The sequence below is a fragment of the Thermodesulfobacteriota bacterium genome (assembly GCA_036397855.1).
In the GTDB taxonomy this organism is placed as follows: Bacteria; Desulfobacterota_D; UBA1144; order Nemesobacterales; family CSP1-2; genus DASWID01.
Genome location: DASWID010000114.1, coordinates 15,036 through 34,304, shown reverse-complemented (window position 1 = coordinate 34,304; position 19,269 = coordinate 15,036). Strand labels below are relative to the sequence as shown.

The 19,269-nt window shown below is 40.3% G+C and carries 21 protein-coding genes; 11 read left to right on the top strand and 10 right to left on the bottom strand.

Annotation, left to right across the window (positions count from 1 at the left end; all coding sequences use genetic code 11):
• The coding region (locus VGA95_09205) for a multicopper oxidase domain-containing protein (GenBank protein ID HEX9666719.1) at positions 1-210 on the top strand (210 nt) is incomplete at its 5' end.
• A 21-nt stretch (positions 211-231) separates the two neighbouring features.
• Here VGA95_09205 and VGA95_09200 read toward each other — a convergent pair.
• Complete coding sequence (locus tag VGA95_09200) at positions 232-1,098, bottom strand: diacylglycerol kinase family protein (protein HEX9666718.1); 867 nt, start codon at positions 1,096-1,098, stop codon at positions 232-234.
• A 366-nt stretch (positions 1,099-1,464) separates the two neighbouring features.
• On the opposite strand from VGA95_09200, the gene rpsB reads away from it, so the two are divergent.
• Genes rpsB through frr form a run of 4 tightly spaced genes read left to right on the top strand, consistent with a single transcriptional unit; the run spans position 1,465 to position 4,271 of the window.
• Positions 1,465-2,352, top strand: a complete 888-nt coding sequence (gene rpsB / locus VGA95_09195) for a 30S ribosomal protein S2 (GenBank protein HEX9666717.1) — start codon at positions 1,465-1,467, stop codon at positions 2,350-2,352.
• Positions 2,345-2,953, top strand: a complete 609-nt coding sequence (gene tsf / locus VGA95_09190; protein HEX9666716.1) for a translation elongation factor Ts — start codon at positions 2,345-2,347, stop codon at positions 2,951-2,953. The genes rpsB and tsf overlap by 8 nt, the downstream gene beginning before the upstream one ends.
• Before the next feature lie 6 nt (positions 2,954-2,959).
• On the top strand, positions 2,960-3,706 hold the full coding sequence (gene pyrH / locus VGA95_09185; protein HEX9666715.1) for a UMP kinase: 747 nt from the start codon (positions 2,960-2,962) through the stop codon (positions 3,704-3,706).
• Positions 3,699-4,271 (top strand): ribosome recycling factor, encoded by a 573-nt coding sequence (frr, locus tag VGA95_09180; protein HEX9666714.1) that lies wholly within the window; start codon positions 3,699-3,701, stop codon positions 4,269-4,271. Before pyrH ends, frr begins: the two co-directional genes overlap by 8 nt.
• A gap of 701 nt (positions 4,272-4,972) precedes the next feature.
• Here frr and VGA95_09175 read toward each other — a convergent pair.
• The 4 genes from VGA95_09175 to VGA95_09160 form a co-directional block, all read right to left on the bottom strand.
• On the bottom strand, positions 4,973-5,101 hold the full coding sequence (locus tag VGA95_09175; protein ID HEX9666713.1) for a hypothetical protein: 129 nt from the start codon (positions 5,099-5,101) through the stop codon (positions 4,973-4,975).
• Positions 5,102-5,466: 365 nt separating this feature from the next.
• On the bottom strand, positions 5,467-6,588 hold the full coding sequence (locus tag VGA95_09170) for an NAD(P)/FAD-dependent oxidoreductase (GenBank protein ID HEX9666712.1): 1,122 nt from the start codon (positions 6,586-6,588) through the stop codon (positions 5,467-5,469).
• A 105-nt stretch (positions 6,589-6,693) separates the two neighbouring features.
• Positions 6,694-7,980, bottom strand: coding sequence for a serine--tRNA ligase (serS, locus tag VGA95_09165; protein ID HEX9666711.1), 1,287 nt, complete (start codon positions 7,978-7,980; stop codon positions 6,694-6,696).
• A gap of 139 nt (positions 7,981-8,119) precedes the next feature.
• Positions 8,120-8,566, bottom strand: coding sequence for an archease (locus VGA95_09160; GenBank protein ID HEX9666710.1), 447 nt, complete (start codon positions 8,564-8,566; stop codon positions 8,120-8,122).
• A gap of 283 nt (positions 8,567-8,849) precedes the next feature.
• Here VGA95_09160 and VGA95_09155 point away from each other — a divergent pair, with 283 nt between their 5' ends.
• The gene (locus tag VGA95_09155) at positions 8,850-9,569 is read left to right on the top strand and encodes a metal-dependent hydrolase (protein ID HEX9666709.1); all 720 of its coding nucleotides are present in this window, start codon (positions 8,850-8,852) and stop codon (positions 9,567-9,569) included.
• Between the two features lie 5 nt (positions 9,570-9,574).
• Here VGA95_09155 and VGA95_09150 read toward each other — a convergent pair whose 3' ends face one another.
• The 5 genes from VGA95_09150 to VGA95_09130 form a co-directional block, all read right to left on the bottom strand.
• The gene (locus tag VGA95_09150) at positions 9,575-10,558 is read right to left on the bottom strand and encodes a DUF58 domain-containing protein (GenBank protein ID HEX9666708.1); all 984 of its coding nucleotides are present in this window, start codon (positions 10,556-10,558) and stop codon (positions 9,575-9,577) included.
• A 49-nt stretch (positions 10,559-10,607) separates the two neighbouring features.
• Positions 10,608-12,206 (bottom strand): RIP metalloprotease RseP, encoded by a 1,599-nt coding sequence (rseP, locus tag VGA95_09145; protein HEX9666707.1) that lies wholly within the window; start codon positions 12,204-12,206, stop codon positions 10,608-10,610.
• Positions 12,203-13,372 (bottom strand): 1-deoxy-D-xylulose-5-phosphate reductoisomerase, encoded by a 1,170-nt coding sequence (locus tag VGA95_09140; GenBank protein HEX9666706.1) that lies wholly within the window; start codon positions 13,370-13,372, stop codon positions 12,203-12,205. Before VGA95_09140 ends, rseP begins: the two co-directional genes overlap by 4 nt.
• On the bottom strand, positions 13,369-14,121 hold the full coding sequence (locus VGA95_09135; protein ID HEX9666705.1) for an isoprenyl transferase: 753 nt from the start codon (positions 14,119-14,121) through the stop codon (positions 13,369-13,371). The genes VGA95_09140 and VGA95_09135 overlap by 4 nt, the downstream gene beginning before the upstream one ends.
• 73 nt (positions 14,122-14,194) lie before the next feature.
• Positions 14,195-14,425 (bottom strand): hypothetical protein, encoded by a 231-nt coding sequence (locus VGA95_09130; protein ID HEX9666704.1) that lies wholly within the window; start codon positions 14,423-14,425, stop codon positions 14,195-14,197.
• Between the two features lie 215 nt (positions 14,426-14,640).
• Between VGA95_09130 and VGA95_09125 the strand changes: the two genes are divergently transcribed.
• From VGA95_09125 to VGA95_09105, 5 genes are all read left to right on the top strand, one after another.
• Positions 14,641-15,477, top strand: a complete 837-nt coding sequence (locus tag VGA95_09125) for a transketolase (GenBank protein HEX9666703.1) — start codon at positions 14,641-14,643, stop codon at positions 15,475-15,477.
• Complete coding sequence (locus tag VGA95_09120; protein HEX9666702.1) at positions 15,474-16,472, top strand: transketolase family protein; 999 nt, start codon at positions 15,474-15,476, stop codon at positions 16,470-16,472. The genes VGA95_09125 and VGA95_09120 overlap by 4 nt, the downstream gene beginning before the upstream one ends.
• Positions 16,473-16,505: 33 nt before the next feature.
• Positions 16,506-17,651: a S41 family peptidase gene (locus tag VGA95_09115; GenBank protein ID HEX9666701.1), complete on the top strand. Its 1,146-nt coding sequence runs from the start codon at positions 16,506-16,508 to the stop codon at positions 17,649-17,651.
• Positions 17,652-17,664: 13 nt separating this feature from the next.
• Positions 17,665-18,963 (top strand): divergent polysaccharide deacetylase family protein, encoded by a 1,299-nt coding sequence (locus tag VGA95_09110; protein HEX9666700.1) that lies wholly within the window; start codon positions 17,665-17,667, stop codon positions 18,961-18,963.
• A 66-nt stretch (positions 18,964-19,029) separates the two neighbouring features.
• Positions 19,030-19,209 carry a hypothetical protein gene (locus tag VGA95_09105; GenBank protein HEX9666699.1) on the top strand — a complete coding sequence of 60 codons (180 nt, stop codon included), beginning with the start codon at positions 19,030-19,032 and terminating at the stop codon, positions 19,207-19,209.
• The last annotated feature ends 60 nt before the right edge of the window (positions 19,210-19,269 follow it).

Sequence of the window (19,269 nt, the reverse complement as noted above, 5' to 3'; positions counted from 1 at the left end):
GGCCATCAGGATACGGTTAATCTCCCCTATAAGAACGATCCGGAAGATCCACCGACCGAAGTAAGGATCGCAATTGACTTTAGAGACCCTATTATATGCGGTAATTTTGTTTACCATTGCCACATAATGAATCATGAGGATAACGGTATGATGTCAAGAATTAGAGCAAACGGCCCCTTGTGTCCACCATTTCCACCACCGACTGATTGAACTTGTGGAGTCCTTGGTTCTCTAGCTTACCGGTGACAGTATCCTCAAAGCTTTTGGAAATACATTTATTACATGTGTTCCGGGATTGAGCAAAAGGGGCTCTCCATCCATGTGGGCTTGGATTTCGCGATCCAATGTTATCTCAGCTTTGGATACCTGCTTAAAATGCACTCCTTTTATTTTCGTATGATTTCCTAAAAGAACCCTGGGCAAATTAACAATCCTTCTTATCAAAGACATGTCTTCGAATACATATATGTCCAAGAGACCATCGTCTGCTCTGGCCTGGGGTACTAACTTGAAATTGCCCCCATGGTATTGACCGTTTGAAGCACCCGTAAGTAAGGCGTATCCACGAAAGCTCCAGCCGGGAGTCTTAAGCTCGAGCTGGAAACCACTGAACCTGATTGCCTCAACAACGGCTCCCAATAGATATCCGATCTCCCCTCTGAGTTTTTTCATTTTACTGAAACGAGCTGCAACAGCGCCGTCAAAGCCAATGCCAAGACCATTTATGAAAAATTGGTTCCCCAGCATTCCGAGGTCGATTTGCCTTGTCGCATTACGAACTAGCAATTCTATCGCTGATTTGATATCAAGTGGTATACCGACAGCCTTTGGAAAGTCATTTCCGCTACCCGAGGGAATCATTCCAAAGATCACAGAGGAGCCGGCTAAACCATTCACGACTTCATGAGCTGTGCCATCTCCTCCAACGGCAACGATGTGAGTGAAGCCCTGGTTGACCCCTTCTTTCGATAATTCTGCTGCTTGACCGGGTTTGGATGTGAAGCAAAGTTCATACCGTATGTTGTTTGAATCTAAGAAGGACTTAATTGATGGAATAAGATTTTGTGTTTTTCCATTACCAGCGCTGGGATTTATTATTATCAGGTATTTAATGTGTAGATAGCCCTCTCTTGGTCATACCTAAGTTTTATATCTTTAGTAAATATAGCAGTTTTTGATTTGTTAAACAAAAGGTCTCAAACTTAATTTTGACAAATATGTTGTAATATTGGGACATTGAGTTCATAGAATCAATCGATATTTTATCAGTTGTGCTTACGACTGATAGCATTTAAAATATTACTTAAATTTTTATTCCTTGGTACATTGATCTTCTGAGATAAAATCAGATTTCTTATAGTACGATTAGAATATACATGACTTATAGATTAGCTTGAAAAAAATGGGAATTTATGTTAATAAATTCAGATTTTGTCTGCATGTTAAATGAATTAGGAGGTATTTATGGTCGAAGAGACTCAGGTTGGTGAATTAATTGGCATGAAGCAGCTGCTGGAGGCTGGCGTGCACTTTGGACATCAGGTAAGCCATTGGAATCCGAGGATGAAACCGTTTATTTTTGGAAGCCGGAATGGGATTCACATAATCGACTTGCAACAAACGGTGAATCTTTTCAAAAAAGCCTTCAATTTTGTAAAGGAGATAGTGGCTGATGGCGGTGAGATTCTAATAGTTGGTACAAAAAAGCAAGCACAGGGCATTATTGCTGAAGAGGCAATCAGATGCGGGATGCCATTCGTAAATACACGGTGGTTAGGCGGGACGTTGACTAATTTTCACACAATCCGTTCTCGTATTGACTATCTACTAGAACTTAAAAGCTTGGAATCAGAGGGGCAGATGGAGCGTCTTCCAAAGAAGGAAGCAAAGGGATTAAAGAGGGAAATTCAAAAGCTAGAATATCTTTTAAATGGTGTTATTAACATGAAAAAAATTCCGGAAGCGCTGTTTATTATAGATACAAAAAAGGAACATATCGCGGTTCGTGAAGCAAAGAAGCTTAACATACCGATCGTAGCTGTTGTAGATACTAATTGTGATCCTTCTAATGCTGATATTATTATTCCAAGTAATGATGATGCAATAAGGGCTATTAAGCTTTTCACTTCCAAGGTTGCAGACGCTTGTCTTGAGGGGAAACACATTTATGATCAGAGGGTGCTGGCAGGTGAGATCATAAAGCCTGAGGAAGCGAAAGCTCCGGTTATCGTGGAAAGGAAGGTTTTTGTGTTCAAAGAATACGGTCAGGCTGAGGAAGTGAGGAAGGGCTTAAGTCCTGAAGTTTACTCTGCAGATCTGACTGAAAATATTGAGGAGACAGATAATGAGTGATATCACGGCGCAGATGGTAAAGGAAATAAGAGACAGGACAGGCGCCCCTTTTATCGATTGCAAGAAAGCTCTTGAAGAAGTTAATGGCGATTATGAAAGGGCAATAGATATTCTAAGGATAAAAGGTCTTGCGAAGGCTGCAAAAAAAATGGGCAGGGAAACCCCCGAAGGTATTGTTGCTTCCTACATTCATGCTGGAGGAAAAATCGGAGTCATGGCCGAGATTAACTGTGAGACAGACTTTGTTGCAAGAAACGAGGAGTTCCAAAATTTTGCTAAGGAGATTGCTATGCAGGTTGCGGCATCCAACCCTAGCTACATAAGTAGAGAAGACGTTCCCGAGGCGGTATTACTTCGTGAAAAGGAACTGATAAAGGCCCAGGTCATAGATTCTGGGAAATCTGGGAATGTAGCGGAAAAGATAGTTGAGGGTAAGATTGTGAAATACTTCGAGGAAAATTGCCTACTAGATCAAACGTATATAAGGGATCCTAAGATTAAGATTTCTGATCTTTTAAAATCCTTGGTTGCAAAGGTTGGGGAAAACATAGTGATAAGGAGATTTATCAGGTACCAGTTGGGAGAACCGATTGATGATTAGGTTATCATGAATCCACCGAAAACAGTTTCAAAGCCGAAATATAAGAAACTGCTTCTGAAGTTGAGTGGAGAAGCTCTTCAGGCTAAGGAAAAATTCGGGATCAGTCTTGATATCCTAAACAGTATTTCGCAAGAGATTAAAGAGGTCCACGAGCTTGGTGTACAGATAGCAATCGTAATTGGGGGGGGCAATATATTTCGAGGGATTGCTGCTGCAGCGGCTGGAATGGACAGGTCCACGGCCGATTATATGGGTATGCTAGCTACGGTGATAAATGCACTTGCCCTTCAGGACTCTCTAGAGAGAAAAGGTATATTAACTCGGGTACAGACCGCTCTTGAAATCTATAGGGTCGCAGAGTCCTATATCAGAAGAAGGGCAATTAGACATCTCGAGAAGGGGAGGGTCGTGATTTTTGCGGGAGGGACTGGGAATCCCTTTTTCACTACCGATACGGCTGCAACACTGCGAGCGCTTGAAATTGGGGCAGAAGTAATACTTAAGGCGACTAAGGTAGATGGTGTATATGACAAGGATCCAATAAAATATAATGATGCTTTGAAATTTGAACATCTAAGTTACATGGATGTATTGAAAAAAGAGTTGAAGGTGATGGATGCCACTGCTATATCTCTTTGCATGCAGGGGAATATTCCTATAGTTGTGTTTAATTTCTTTGACTATGGGAACGTGAAAAAAATTGTTATGGGGGAGAGTGTTGGCACAATTGTGAGGAGCTCAGACAATGAGTGATGAAAAGGCCCTAAACGTTATTATCGAAAACTCGAAGAATAGGATGTATAAATCACTCAGTGTATTTGAATCGGAACTTACGAAGATAAGGACAGGCAGGGCGACCACTTCTCTGGTTGATCACATACGCGTTGATTATTATGGAACGCTTACCCCCCTTAATCAACTTGCTACAATTACTGTTCCGGAGACCAGAACTATATTGATCCAACCATGGGATATTAGTGCGCTCTCTGCTATAGAAAAAGCCATAATGCAGTCAGATCTTGGTATTAATCCGGCTAATGATGGAAAGGTGATAAGAATAAACATTCCAGTTCTCACCGAGGAGAGAAGAAAGGAACTTGTCAAATATGTGGGTAGATTGGCCGAGGAGTACAGGGTTTCGATAAGACAGATTAGAAAAGATACGAATAGTGAAGTTAAAGAAGCAGAGAAAGAGAAAAAAATCCCCGAGGATGAAGTTAAGAGAAATCTGACGAAGAGTCAAGAACTTACAGATGACTTTATCGATAAGATAAATAAGGCATTGGAGAAAAAAGAGAAAGAGATCATGCAGTTCTAATTGAAGTATTTTTAGCATTGACCATTCTCTGTCTTATTTGTGCACCTTTCCAAATAATTATATGATTTCAGTAAACTTACGTTTGTGAATTTCTAGATGTATTTCCCATATAAATCGATTCCGGTCTTTTATTACTTAAATGCTCTGATGTTTTATGATAGAAACTATCCGAATAAAGTTAGTTTCAACTTTATTAATAGATTCATATTATTGTTGACTGATCATTCATATCTTAGATATCATATTGTATAATGTTAAAATAGACAGACATGCTTGTGTTAAGGTTTGACTTGTGCTAATTTCGTGTCGTTTGCTAAAAGCTTTATCGATTTGCCACAGGGATTTTATTAACACATAGTTAGGAAGTTGATTTAAGTATAGGTATATAGCTTGAAGGAGAACAAATTTGGTTAGGCTATTTTCTTACCTTTTTACGATATCGATTTTTATATCTGCGGTTTCGGCATTTTTCGTGGTTTTAGCCTTGCTCCGTCATTTTTTCTCGAGCGTAAGTGAAACGGAAGTACGTCTCGCCTATAACAGTCTAATAGTATTCGCTATTTGTATAGTATTGGCTCCAATTTTTCTAAGTATTTCTCAGAAGCTTGAGAAGGACAAGACCAAAGGGGCCGAATTTTGATTTTAAATAGAGACTAAAATAACGGCTACTCGTCGAATCTTAACTCAACAAACCGCACTTTCTAAAACCATTCTTGAACTTCCTGTATTTTATAAACAATGTCTGATTGATTTCTTTTATCAGCAGATTCCCTGTGGCTTTCTACAGGGCTTTTGCTGCGATTACACGCTATCCTGCCGTCCTGTTTCATTGCTAAACCCACCCCCCTCCGGTCATTCCCGCGGATTGTTAGCGGAAATCTATGTCTTTGTTTCTGGATCCCCGACAAAAGTCCTCGGGGATGACATAACAACTAAAAAATTTGAATTCAAGCACAACCCGCAATTTTTTCTTAACGTCTTCGTTTCTGATTTTCTTAACGCAATTTTTGGAAGGCCAATTAAAATGAAAATATTAATAAAAATGCAAAAAAGCTTGTCCAGGAAATATTTAACATCTACAGCAATGACGGAAGAGATTGTCTGTTTATGCTCTTATACTTTGCAGCTTGCTGTAGTGAGATTCACTTAGCATTAAATGTTGCTTATTGACATACTTAAATTACTTATTCATCGGTTACTTGAATAGATCTTTATATGTTTTTTCTCCGGTTATAACTTTCACGAAGCTCTCATTTATCCCTTCTATCATTCTTGCCAAGTTGTATGAAAAGAAGCTCAAATTATAGAGTAAAATTGATAGGTAACCTGCGTATCTAAAATCGTCAATGATTTCTGAGTTTACTTTTTTTGTGTATTCATCTAAGGTTAGGTTGCAATTACGGGCGAAGTTGCATATTACGTCTGCTGCTATTTGACCGCTCCTGAGCGCAAAATATATGCCTTCGCCTGTTATCGGGTCGGCTAGTCCTGCCGCATCCCCTATAAGTAATCCTCTCTTCGAGTTAAGTATTTCTTGTTTCTTGCCTCCAATGGGAATTTGATGTCCCTTGAGTGATGCAGTTTGATAACCATTAGCAAGTCCCTTTTGGCTGAGATATGACGAAAGATACTGTTTGATATCTTTCATCTTTGGCAGTGTGGTGAATACTCCGACTGATAAATGTTCCTTCTTGGGGAAAATCCAGCCATAGCCCTTAGGGATCACATTGAAATCAAGGTCGAGGGAACCATTAAATCCTTTTAATTGCGATAAATCGTATCTTGGAATTATTTCACCTTCTATTGCGATTCCGCACACTGGGTTTTTTCTCAAACCAAGAAAACGTGCCACACATCCGGTTATGCCATCTGCTCCTACAATGACCTTTGATTTAAAGTTTCCCATTTCGGTGCTTATATGAACGCAGTCTGGTAACTCCGCCAAAGACACGATCCGTGTTTTATCAAATATACGAGCTCCGTAATCTTCTGCTTTTTTTATGAGGAAATAGTCCAATTTATCTCTCATTACCATCTTTACTATTGGGAATGATGTATTTTTTGAAAAACCCCATCTGTGATTAAGTGTTAGATTTACTCTGTATGTGTCGTTTTCAACCAAGTTCAGGAAATCCTTCGGGAGGATCTCGTAGGCCTTCTTTGTCAGACCGCCTGCGCAGGTCTTATATCGGGGAAGCCTTTCGTTTTCGATTATAAGCACACTGATGTCATTTTTTGACAGTTCATAAGCACACATTCCCCCTGCCGGTCCAGCACCTACTATTATGACGTCGAAATCTGTGCGTGAAGATTTCATAGGTAACTAAATTGAATATTTATCTTATATAAAATACAAGATACAGAATGCAGGATGCAAGATACATGATGCACGATGCAGGATACACGATGCAAGATCCGGAAATCAACTAGGGGGGGGAATTGTCTTAACGCCACCCATATAGGGAACCAGTAGCTTTGGTATTTGCACGGATCCATCGCTTTTTTGATAGTTTTCCAGTATAGCAATAACAGTTCTACCTATTGCAAGTCCTGAACCGTTTAGGGTGTGAACAAACTTAGGTTTACCACCCGAGCTTGTGCGGTATCTAATATTTGCCCTCCTTGCTTGGAAGTCTTCAAAGTTACTACAGGAGGAGATCTCTCTATATTTATTTTCGCTCGGAACCCACACTTCTAGATCGTATGTTTTTGCAGACGAGAATCCCATATCCCCTGTGCACAGGACTACTACCCTGTACGGTAGCTCAAGGAGCTCCAGGATACGGGCTGCATCATTTGTTAGGGTTTCAAGTTCATCATAGGAGCTTTCTGGAAGGACAAATTTTACGAGTTCGACCTTGTTAAACTGATGTTGTCTCATGATACCATGCACGTCTTTTCCATACGAGCCCGCTTCCTTTCTGAAACAAGGTGTATAGGCAACATATTTTTTTGGAAGCTCTTGCTCTAGAAGGATTTCTTCCCTGTGGATATTTGTAACCGGGACCTCTGCGGTTGGAATCAGATACATGTCCATATCATCGATTTTAAAAAGTTCGTATTCAAACTTTGGCAGATTGCCAGTTCCTACAAAGCTATCACGATTTGCCATGAAAGGTGGAAGAACTTCTGTGTAACCATGTTTGTTAGTATGTTCCTCAATCATAAAGTTTATGAGTGCTCGCTCCATCCTCGCTCCGAGACCCTTATAGAGGGCGAATCCCGAACCTGTAATTTTTGCTGCCCTTTCTAAATCAAGTACATCCAGATTCTTACCGATTGTTACATGATCTTTAAATACAAAATCGAATTCTCTTGGTTTCCCCCAAAGTTTAATCTCCAGGTTATCCGATTCGTCATTACCAATAGGTACGGATTTATGGGGAATGTTGGGAATATTCAATAATAGCAGTTTGAAATCATTTTCAATCTGGGTTCTTTTTGTGTTTAGCTCTTTAATATTTTCAGAGATATCTTTTAACCTACTCTGAATTTCGGCTGCCTCTTCATTGCTACCTTGTCTCTTTAGTTCTCCTACCTTTTTTGAACCGATATTTCTTTGATGCTCAAGTTCTTCCACTTCCCCGATAACCCTTCTTCTCTCTTCATCAATCGTGGCGATCATATCAAAGTCTATATCTTGGCCTCTTTCGGACAATTTTGTCTTAACGAATTCTATATTTTCTTCCAAAATTTTAGGATCAATCATAGGCTGTCATCCCGTTAGGAAAATTTAGTTGACTGTCATATTATTCTACTGATATGGTCTTGGTTCGGAGATATTGATTCAATGTCTGAACTAAATCTGTGGTTTTTGATAAATTAATTTCAACGGACCATCTCTTTCACTATATATCAAAAACAATGTCTACCCTATATTTATCCTTTGAAGAAATAATTTTCAAATTGTGATAAGTAACTGCTTTAATATTAGAAAAGAATTCGTGCCTATCAAGAGCTATCTTTTCACCGTATGCTTTTCCGACTGCCCTGGTCGCATTTTCTATCTTAATTTCGAAATCTTTGAAGACCATTTTCTTTACCTCGTGAAGATAAAGAATCTCTTGAAGCCACTTAACCAAGAGTTCTTCATAATTTTCTCCCTGGGCCCTTATTGAAATTTCCTTGGACGGAATCACTTTTTCTAGATCGGTGATTATTTCCATCATGGCTTTGGCGGAACTAATGAAAATTTCCTCGAGTGAGTTCCCGAAGACCCTAACGCATATGTCGGCTGTATGATCTATAATTTTATATTTCAATGTTGTTAAGTCTAACATGAATTTTATTAACATACCTGTTGAATACCCCGTGGTTTTACCACGGGGATGAAAACAGGTTGTCCTGCGGGCAATAGCGATTTTAGAATTTCAGTATTAGCCAAGTTAAAAAAACTAAAAATGTGGTGTATGATCATAAGCGTTACAACAAGCAGCTAGTTTTTAATCTTTTAATGCCCCGAGGATCTGCCACGGGGTTATTTACTATCTGAAATATTTTTGACTACAGTTGCATTGTCTCATTCAATGTGGATAATTTTAATACTCTAATATCAAATTTATCCGTGGAGATATGAAAATGAAAAAGTTAAACCGAGATGTTGAAATTACTTACTTGGGTCATTCTACGTTCAAAATAAGGTCCTCAAAGGGGAAGATCATATTGATCGATCCGTGGGTACAGGGGAACCCTGCTTGTCCGGAGGGTCTTAAGAAATTTGACAGGCTGGACATAATGGCAATCACACACGGTCACTTTGACCATATGAGCGACGCAGTGGGAATAGCAAAGGAGCATAAACCAACTGTGGTGGCAATCTGGGAAATCGGCCACTGGATGGAGTCCAAGGGTGTAGAAAACTGTTCTGGAATGAATAAGGGCGGCACTCAAACGGTTGACGGGATTAAATTTACAATGACCCACGCCCAGCACAGCAGTGGAATAGTGGACGAACATGGCAATCTCATCTATGCCGGGGAGCCTGCGGGATACGTAATTGAATTTGAGAATGGGTTTAAGATTTATCACGCTGGAGACACTTGTATTTTCAGCGACATGAAGTTGATCGCTGAAATATACAACCCGGAACTGGTTATGTTGCCAATTGGGGATTGGTTCACAATGTCGCCGGTCGAAGCATCCTATGCCTGTCGTTTCCTTTCGCCCAGGTATGTAATCCCTATTCACTACGCTACATTCCCTATTTTAACGGGGACCCCTGCGGAGCTTAGGGAGCTAACGAAGGACATTAGAGACATCGAGATTATCGAGCTTAAACCAGGGGAGACTCTGACATAACGGGGTCAGGCGTGAGAACGTTGTACAACATTGTAAAGGGCGAGGTATCTCAAAACCGGTCTTGGAGATATTCTAATCTCAGAGCTTGAGAATTTTATGTTTGGAGCTATAAATTCGACTTCATATTCGTGTTTAACTAATTCTAGTAATAAAGAGGCTGCTCTGGTAATCTGAATTTCAAGTTTTGTTTTATCATCGGACGGATTGAATTCAATTAGCGCGCTTTTCGATTCATCATCATGCAGCTCTCTGATCATTAATTCGCCAATCTTCGCTGAGGATTTCCAGTGAATTAATTTAGGGTTATCCCCGTATTGGTATGTTCTGATGGATCTTATGTCACTTCCTAATCCACTTTTAACGGATTGTTTTTCATCATACCATTGATCGAATATAGATTCTTCAATATCAAATTTTTCAATCTTAGGATATACGAGAGCTTCTTCTTTGACAGTTTTTGTTAAGACTCTCTTCCTGAAGAATCCAAATGGGAAGCTTGTTGAAATGTATATGTCGGGAATTTCGTTCCAACCTCTGTGCTTGAAGAAACACCTCATGTTCGCTTTTTTTGTATGCTTAGCGGGTAGATAGGGTATGAAGCCCTTTTCTCTTTCGACTTCAACCGTTATGGAATAAGAAGGCAATAAAGTTTTCTTATTTGTGACAAAAAATTTAAAGGATATTGGTGTCAGGGCAAAAATGTTCTGAGGGGTTACAGATTGAACATCGATTCTGGATAGATTTATCATAGACATAAAACCGGATATGGCGATGAAGCTGAGCATCATGCCGAAAATTAAATAGAGTAGGTTGTTGCCAGTATTTAGGGCGGCAACGCCTACAAATATGGAGAGGGCAAGAAACAATATCCCTTCTTTTGTTGGACGAGTAGATACTCGGTCAGTCCTTTTGATGTTGAAGACCTTGAATATATTAGAGAGATATGAGTAAGGCAATTCTGTAACAGAGGCCAATCTATGATGAGTCATTTTTATGCTTCAATACAGTTATCTGGACAATACTCAAAAATGCTAACGCTTAACGAAACGCTTCAAGTACTCGGCTTAGTGATTCAATAATTGAGCCCTTTAGCCTGGTTATATCATTAAATATTGCTACAAACATTATGAAAATTAAAAGGGTAAATCCAATACGTTGACTTATTTCAAGGGTCCTCTGACTCAGGGGTTTTCTCTTTATTGACTCGATTGCTAGATATAGAACATGCCCTCCGTCAAGCATTGGTATAGGAAACAGATTTATAATGGCAAGGTTAATACTTATAAATGCGGTGAATTGCATGAGTGATGCTAGGCCACTTTCTGCAGCAGATCCCGAGACCTTAGCTATGAGAAGTGGTCCTGCTAGACTCTTGCCTGCGGTTCCCAAGGATATTTTTCCGGTGATAAGCTTGTAAAGAAAGGAAAATAAAAGGACAGTAACCTCAAATATAAGTTTTGCCGCTTCTTTTATCCCTTCGATGATCGCATCAATAAACCCGTACTTCTTAAGGATCTGCTCGCGTTCGGGAGTGATTCCGATTGCGGGATAAGTGCCCCCCTCTATGATTTTAGGGATGAGACTCACGTTGAACTGTTTATCACCCCTTTTAACAAGAAGCGTAACCTCTTTGTCTCCGCTATCTCTGATTATAGAAGACATCTGATACCAATCTGTGATTTTGTTACCGTTTACAGCCAGTATTTGGTCTCCTTTTTGTAATGCTCCACTTTGTGAAGCTGGGCTGCCCTCTAGTACTTCTCCGATTTTGGCTTCAAGTGGTTCTGAAATACCAACTTCGACTACCCCCTGAGATGACGGTGAGGATTTGAATTCAATCGATTTCGTAGTCCCGTTTCTATTGACGGCGACATTTAGTGGGATATCAGGGTTTGATTGGAATGTTATGTTCAGATCTCTCCATGTTTCTATTGCCTTCCCATTTACCTCTTTTACAACATCGCCCTTCTCGAAACCCGCTTTACTCGCAGCAGAATTAGGCTCAACATATCCAACGACTGGTGAGCTCTCGAGGTAGGCAGGAACACTGATACCGATTAAAAAAACAATTGGCAGAAACAGAAAAGGTAGAAGGAAGTTCATGAACGGACCGGCAACAACAATCATTAATCTGCTGATTATCGATTTATTGGAAAAGCTCCTAGGATACTCTTTTTCTGAAAACACTCTTAGACCATCCAAGCTCTCGGCCTTGGAATTTATCTTTATTTTCTCGTCCTGCCTCTCAATTTCGACTATATATTCCTTTTCATTATTAGTCCTCAAAGTGTTTTCCAGTTCTTTCCAAGTGGGAAAAGAGGCCAAATCGATATCATCAATTTTTAGTATTTTATCGCCCGGTTTGAACCCTATTTTATCGGCTTTCGAGTTCGGTATCACATCTTCAATGATGTGATTTCCCTCTCCTCCTTCTCCATACAGCTTTACATAACCTCCGAGTGGTAGCAGTGAAATAAGGTACTCAGTTTCACCAGCCCTGAAACCCAGTAGTTTTTTGCCAAAACCCAACGAGAATTTTTCTACCCTGACTCCCTTCCATTTTGCTACAAGAAAATGCCCGAGTTCATGTATGAATACCAAAATTCCTATTACAAAGATGAACGCTAATAATGTCATTTATTGTTTTCTCCCTTTCTTCTAATTTGTGATAATGCCGTCATCCTTGCCCAGTTGTCAGCTTCAAGAATCTGATCGATGTCATCGCCGGGAAGTTTTGTATGGAGAGACATTACACGCTTTACGATGTTTAGTATATCAATAAATTTTAACTCATTATTGAGAAAAGATTCAACCGCGACTTCATTTGCCGCATTTAATACAGCTGGCATCGTGCCGCCCTCCTCTATGGCTTCATAGGCTAATTGGAGTGCCGGAAACTTGTCGGATTTCACATCCTCGAATGTCAGTTTCTTAAAGTTGGTTGGTGATATTTCTTCGCCATTTATATGCATTCTTTCAGGGTAGGACAGGGCATATGAAATTGGAATCTTCATATCTGGCGAGCTCAATTGAGCTATTATCGAGCCATCGATGTATTCTACCATGGAGTGAACTATGCTCTGGGGATGAATCCATACTGAGATCTTAGAAGGCTCGATTTCGAAGAGCCATTTAGCCTCAATTACTTCAAACCCCTTATTCATGAGTGTTGCCGAGTCAATTGTTATTTTCTTTCCCATTCTCCATGTAGGGTGATTCAGCGCCTTTTCAAGAGTTACATCTTTGAAATATTTTTTGGGAGTTTTACGTAATGGTCCTCCTGATGCTGTCAGAATGATTCTCTTCACGTGCTCCTTATTTGTTCTGTCTAATACCTGGAATATCGCACTGTGTTCACTATCTACAGGCAATATTTTGACGCCTTTGCTCTCAGCCTTTTTTGTTAATAAGCCTCCTGCCATTACGAGCACTTCTTTATTGGCAAGTGCGATGTTCTTTGATGATTCTACCGCTGCTAGAGTAGGTTTAAGACCGGACGACCCCACCATGGCTGAGACTACTAGATCGACTTGTGGATGTGTTGCGATAGTTTCAGCACCAGAATCGCTGTAATAAAATTCAACCGACTCATTACGAAATTTTCTAGATAGTCGAATTGCTTCATTCTTGTCCTTGACAGATACTACTTTGGGTTTAAAAATGCGGATTTGTTCCGTAAGCAGGGATGTATTCTTACCCGCTGCTAGTCCCAAGACGCGAAATTTGTCAGGAAACCTTGATATGACTTCTAGTGTTTGGCGGCCTATGGAGCCTGTGGAACCGAGGATTGATATGTTTTTCACGGGACTTTCCTTTTTCCAGTTTGGTTGCTAGTGAGTCCGAATCTTCTTTCTCGACTTTGATAGTTTAATAGGGCTTTTATCAGGTGTTTTTTTCTAAAATCAGGCCACAGAGTCTTAGTAAAATATATTTCGGTATATGCAAGCTGCCACAGAAGAAAGTTAGAAAGCCTAAACTCGCCGCTTGTTCTAATGAGAAGATCGGGCTCAGGAAGATCAACTGTGTATAGATAGGTGGAAAAGCTTTGTTCATTTATATCCTCTGGTAGTATATTCCGTCTGGAAATAATTTCTTTAACCGCGTCAACGATTTCCTCTCTGCCTCCATAACTTAAGGCAAGTGTTAAGATTAGAGAATTGCATTCTTTTGTCATCTCTATTGTTTCCATTAAAACCAGAAATACATCTTTGGGGAGTTCCCATAATCGTCCAATCGCATTTAACCTAATTCCGTTCTTAACAAGCGTCTTTCGTTCTCTGAGAAGGTATCGTTTTAAAAGTTCCATCAGTGCGTCGACTTCAACTTTAGGTCTTTTCCAATTCTGTTCTGAAAACGCATATAGAGTCACCAATCTTATTCCTAATTCATTTGCAGCTTTGACTACCGATCGGACAGATTTCATACCTTCCCTGTGGCCGCTAATTCGATCAATTCCCTTTCTGTTAGCCCATCTACCGTTCCCGTCCATTATTATCGCTATATGTGCTGGGATATTTGCCTTATCTATATGGGACTCGAGTTTTTTTCTCATAATTAAATTTATATTAACGTCTAATTATTAGTCTAATAAAGAACGCCTGGGATTACTAAATTCAAAGAAGTTCCTATCGGTTTGTTCTGGGTTCTCTCTCTGTAAACAGCGATAATGGAATTACGATTAAAACAACTATCAACACGACAGCTATGATTACGAGGATAGAAAAAATATAAACTATGATCGCCGCACCAATATATAGTAACCTGAGCGGAATGAACCAGTCTTTTGAGATTTGTAACACACTGTAATTATAAGTTTCAATTAATTTATCTATAATTGCTAAGATCAGCCTTCTCATTTTGGTAATACCTGTGCCAGCGGAGAATAAAAATAGCTTATTCTGATTGTTAGTTCAAGAAAGTAAGGTCAGGAATCGTATAGTAATCGACCTCTAATCTTGGTGTGTTTGACAACTTTAGATGTAAGTTTATATTATACTTAAATTTTAATCGCAACTCTTAATTTGACAAAAATTTAAAACGGGTCTGAGAAGGGTTAAAGGGGACTGATATAATGTTGGAAAAAACAAGTGATCCTGTTGCACTTAAGGAAATTGCCAGAAGGGTAAGAATTGATATCCTGAGAGCACTTCATAAAGCAAAGTCTGGACACACAGGCGGTTCACTATCTTCCGTAGAGATTCTAGTTTCTCTTTATTTCGCCCACATGAGGCACGATCCAAATAATCCTAGGTGGAGTAATAGAGACAGGTTTATTCTTTCTAAAGGACATGGGGTACCCGCACTTTATGCAGTCCTTGCTAATGCGGGTTATTTCCCCCGAGAAGAGCTGATGACCCTAAGAAAGCCTGGAAGTCGTCTGCAGGGTCATCCCGAATACGACCTTAGTATTGGGATCGAGGCAACAACGGGCTCTCTTGGACATGGTCTATCGGCGGCGAACGGTATAGCCTTAGCAGCAAAAATTGACGATAGAGATATAAGAGTGTACGTACTTCTAAGTGATGGGGAGCTGCAGGAGGGGGCGACTTGGGAAGCGATTACCAGTTCATCTTATCGAAGGCTCGACAATTTATGTGCACTGGTAGATAGAAACAGGTTTCAGAATGATGGTGCTATGGATAAAATTAAAGATATAGAGCCCGTACCGGACAAATGGAGGGCTTTTGGTTGGGAGGTTGAGGAGCTCAAAGATGGGCATGACATCAAGAGTATCCTCAATGCGCTTGATAGGTCGAAAAGTGTAAAGGGCAAACCATTTGTGATAATTGCTAACACTGTTAAAGGTAAAGGTATTTCAATATTCGAAAACAAGGGGCAATATCATGGCGTTGCCCCAAGCGATGAAGAACTCAATATAGCCCTAAAAGAATTAGGGGAGGCTGCATGAGCCGATCGGAACTAAGTGATTTTGTGCTTAATGAAATTAAGGATAATGCCTATATCAGGGAGGCATATGGTAGAACACTGGTTGATCTTGGGAAGAGCTACCGGGATCTAGTTGTTCTTGATGCTGATCTAACCGTTTCGACCAAGACTAATTTATTTGGTAATGAATTCCCCGGCAGGTTTTTTACGATGGGGGTATCCGAGCAAGATATGATGGCAACGGCAGCCGGTTTTGCACTTGCGGGCAAGATACCCTTTGCTAGTACTTTTGCCGTTTTTGCCACAGGACGTGCTTGGGAACATATTAGACAATCAATCGCATTCCCAAACTTGAATGTGAAGATCGTCGCAACACATGCTGGTTTGACGGTTGGTGAAGATGGGGCTACGCATCAAGCACTCGAGGATATTGCCCTAATGAGGGTGTTACCGAATATGACTGTTATTGTGCCTGCAGATGCCGTTGAAACAGTGAAGGTAATCAGAACCATTATCGATAAAAAAGGTCCAACCTATGTTAGACTTGCCAGGGCCAAGTTTCCAACAATCTTTAAAGATACATACGAGTTTGAGATTGGGAAGGCCCCGATTCTTAGGGAGGGAAAACATGTTGCTATTTTTGCAACCGGGATAATGGTGTCGAAAGCACTTGAGGCTGCGGAATTCTTAAAGAAAGAAGGGATAAACGCTTTTGTGGTGAATGTTTCGTCAATAAAACCTATCGACATCGAAACTATAATGGAACTTGCAGGCGAGACTGGCGCTGTTGTGACGGCTGAGGATCACAATATAATCGGAGGGTTGGGAGGAGCGGTAGCAGAAGTTCTCGGTGAGCACGCGCCAACGCCTATGAAAAGAATTGGAATGAGAGACAGATTTGGTACTTCCGGTAACGGTCTCGAGCTCCTCGAGTATTTTGGACTCGATTCTAAGAATATAGTCCTGGCTGTTCATGAACTTTTGGCGTATAATTCTAAAAGGAAGTCGGTGGGTTGATGGCTTATAAAATTAAGTTGATAAATTAATATCATGAAGAGATTATTATCGATCATTTTGCTATTCGTCCTTATTTCACCCGTAAGTGCGTCGCCGGAAGATGAAGGTGTTTATAAGGGACTGTCTAACTTCACAAAGGTTCTAGATCTGATAGAGAGAAATTATGTTGATAAAGTCGACTCAGAGGAACTTACTAACAATGCAATCGAGGGAATGCTAAAGACCCTTGATCCATACTCTGCATATCTTTCCCCTGAGCGTTACAAAGAGCTAGAGATAGGTACCTCAGGCGAGTTTGGAGGAGTAGGGATGGAGGTAGCCGTAGAAAATGGAGTGCTAAAGGTTATATCGCCCATAGAAGGTTCGCCTGCCGACATCGCTGGAGTTAAACCTGGAGACTTAATAACTGAAATAGATGGTAAATCAACCCGGGGCATGGTAGTTTATGATGCTGTGAAATTGCTTAGGGGGCCAAAGGGTAGCAATGTGACGATTACTCTTACGAGAGAGGGCGAGGGGTCTAGAGATATTACCTTAACTAGAGATGTTATTCATATTAAGAGTGTTAGGTATAAATTATTGGATGACGGAATCGGATATATCAAGGTTTCTCAGTTTCAGGAAAATGTGTCCGATGAATTAACGGATGCATTGTCAAAATTAGAACTCGACAATGGAGGGAGTCTTCGTGGGCTCGTGTTGGATTTGAGAAACAATCCAGGCGGTTTGCTTGATGAGGCCATAAAGATAACGGATGAGTTCATTGATAAGGGACTGATTGTTAGTGTGAGGGGAAGAACATCGGATCAGTCTAAGGAATACTATGCGACAAAAGGAGAATCAAAACGGGATCTTTCACTGGTTGTTCTAGTAAATAAGGGTAGTGCAAGTGCATCTGAGGTAGTTGCAGAGGCACTACAGGATAGCAATAGAGCGACAATTGTCGGGTCTAAAACATTCGGAAAGGGTTCTGTACAAACAATCATTCAACTCGATGATGGTTCAGGGCTCAAGCTCACAACTGCGAAATTTTATGCCCCAAGTGGACGATCAATCAGCGATGTTGGTGTAACGCCTGATATCATTGTTGAAGATGATGAACATGCTGACGTACAAATTAAAAGGGCAGTTGAGATTTTAAAATTATCGGATGTAAGTAATACTGTTCCTAGGGGTTAGGAGACTTTCCTTTTTGACGAGAAAACAAAAGGGATCAAGGAGAAAAAGCGGTAAACGTCGAAGCAAGTTCTCGAATGCACGTAGGTCAGTAATTTCAATCTTTGCGATAATAGTATTCCTTTTATTTGGTATTTATGGTGTGCGCCTGATTGGGAATAGACTTTCTATTCAGCTCCCGCAAGAAAAATTATCGTCTTCTGATTATTCGAATATTAAAAAAGAGCTAGCTAGAGATCTCTCTGTGGGTTTTTTCAGATTAGGGGTCTCTAGGGATTTGGTCTCCTCGAAAAAGATACCTAAGAAGGGCAAGGGCGGCATCGAATGGAACCTCAGTGAGATGAGGGTTAACCTTCCCGAAGGAGTGTCCGATAAAGATGTCGAATCGATTTTTGGAGATTCTATTTCCGATAAGAACTTCAAGCAGAAGTTTAAAAGGGGCAAGGATTATGTTATTTCTGAAATTGAGTTCAACAATTCTCTCTTGTATAGGATTCGTTTCGATCTGCATAGGGGAGATACTGGGGGAGCATCGCATCAAATTATAGGGGATCAGGATACACATGATATCAAAAAGGAAGAATCGAAGCATGCCTCAATTGGTAAAGAAGAAAGATTAAATTTGCCCGCGGCGGATCAAGAGAAGCCAAAGGTAGTGATTATAGTTGATGACATAGGATTTAATAAGGACTCTGTTGATAGACTTTTGGAAATGGAGTTTCCAATTAATCTTGCGATTCTTCCATACCTGCCATATTCCCGATATGCTGCCGAGAAGGCAAAGCAAAGGGGATGGGATGTAATGCTTCATTTACCAATGGAACCGAAAAGCGTTTCCGGGTATGTCGGGAATGATGCAGGTGACGGAGTATTATTGGAGAATTTGCCGGAGAAGGAGATTATAAAAAAGCTTGACGATACTATTTCGGCAGTTCCCTATGTAACGGGTGTAAATAATCATATGGGTTCAAAATTTACTGAGAATCCGGAACTAATGGAGATAGTCCTTAGGGAGTTGAATACGAAGGGTCTTTTTTTTATCGACAGCAAAACAAGCGCAGATTCCAAGGGTTTCGAAATTGCAAAGACCTTGGGAATGAAAACTGCAATGAGAGATGTCTTTTTAGACCAGGTTTCTCGGGATGAGAGTTATGTGAATTCGCAGATTCTAAGGCTCGTGGATATCTCAAAAAAAAAGGGATATGCGGTTGGTATCTGTCATCCCTATCCGGAGACTGTGAAGGCTCTAACTTATATGCTCCCGAAAATAAAAGGCGATGTTGAGGTCACTAAAGTATCGTCTTTACTAAATTGAGTGTAAGATGGAAGTTCTTGTGTAGAATGACCTAATTCAAATTAATTCCTTTTGACGGAGTTTATTATGGGACTTATAGACGACATTAGGAAAAAACGGGACTCATGGACAGCCAGGTTAGAAGAGCATCGTAAGGATCCTGAGGAAGATGATGTTCGTAATTCCGATGGCACAGAAAACATTGATGATTTGATTCTGAAAAATCGCAGTAAGGTTGGGAATTACCCGAAGAAGGAAGAATTGTAAAGCAAACTTTGTCATCAATCAATTGATATCGGTTTATTTGGCAATATGATATCTCATTAC

Excerpts from the sequence above, each read along its gene's own strand:
- VGA95_09115 (HEX9666701.1), top strand. The coding sequence starts at position 16,506 with ATGAAGAGATTATTATCGATCATTTTGCTATTCGTCCTTATTTCACCC.
- VGA95_09175 (HEX9666713.1), bottom strand. The coding sequence starts at position 5,101 with ATGAAACAGGACGGCAGGATAGCGTGTAATCGCAGCAAAAGCCCTGTA.
- tsf (HEX9666716.1), top strand. The coding sequence starts at position 2,345 with ATGAGTGATATCACGGCGCAGATGGTAAAGGAAATAAGAGACAGGACA.
- VGA95_09150 (HEX9666708.1), bottom strand. The coding sequence starts at position 10,558 with ATGACTCATCATAGATTGGCCTCTGTTACAGAATTGCCTTACTCATAT.
- VGA95_09105 (HEX9666699.1), top strand. The coding sequence starts at position 19,030 with ATGGGACTTATAGACGACATTAGGAAAAAACGGGACTCATGGACAGCC.
- serS (HEX9666711.1), bottom strand. The coding sequence starts at position 7,980 with ATGATTGATCCTAAAATTTTGGAAGAAAATATAGAATTCGTTAAGACA.
- VGA95_09170 (HEX9666712.1), bottom strand. The coding sequence starts at position 6,588 with ATGAAATCTTCACGCACAGATTTCGACGTCATAATAGTAGGTGCTGGA.
- rpsB (HEX9666717.1), top strand. The coding sequence starts at position 1,465 with ATGGTCGAAGAGACTCAGGTTGGTGAATTAATTGGCATGAAGCAGCTG.
- VGA95_09125 (HEX9666703.1), top strand. The coding sequence starts at position 14,641 with ATGTTGGAAAAAACAAGTGATCCTGTTGCACTTAAGGAAATTGCCAGA.
- frr (HEX9666714.1), top strand. The coding sequence starts at position 3,699 with ATGAGTGATGAAAAGGCCCTAAACGTTATTATCGAAAACTCGAAGAAT.
- pyrH (HEX9666715.1), top strand. The coding sequence starts at position 2,960 with ATGAATCCACCGAAAACAGTTTCAAAGCCGAAATATAAGAAACTGCTT.
- rseP (HEX9666707.1), bottom strand. The coding sequence starts at position 12,206 with ATGACATTATTAGCGTTCATCTTTGTAATAGGAATTTTGGTATTCATA.
- VGA95_09130 (HEX9666704.1), bottom strand. The coding sequence starts at position 14,425 with ATGAGAAGGCTGATCTTAGCAATTATAGATAAATTAATTGAAACTTAT.
- VGA95_09135 (HEX9666705.1), bottom strand. The coding sequence starts at position 14,121 with ATGAGAAAAAAACTCGAGTCCCATATAGATAAGGCAAATATCCCAGCA.
- VGA95_09120 (HEX9666702.1), top strand. The coding sequence starts at position 15,474 with ATGAGCCGATCGGAACTAAGTGATTTTGTGCTTAATGAAATTAAGGAT.
- VGA95_09160 (HEX9666710.1), bottom strand. The coding sequence starts at position 8,566 with ATGTTAATAAAATTCATGTTAGACTTAACAACATTGAAATATAAAATT.
- VGA95_09155 (HEX9666709.1), top strand. The coding sequence starts at position 8,850 with ATGAAAAAGTTAAACCGAGATGTTGAAATTACTTACTTGGGTCATTCT.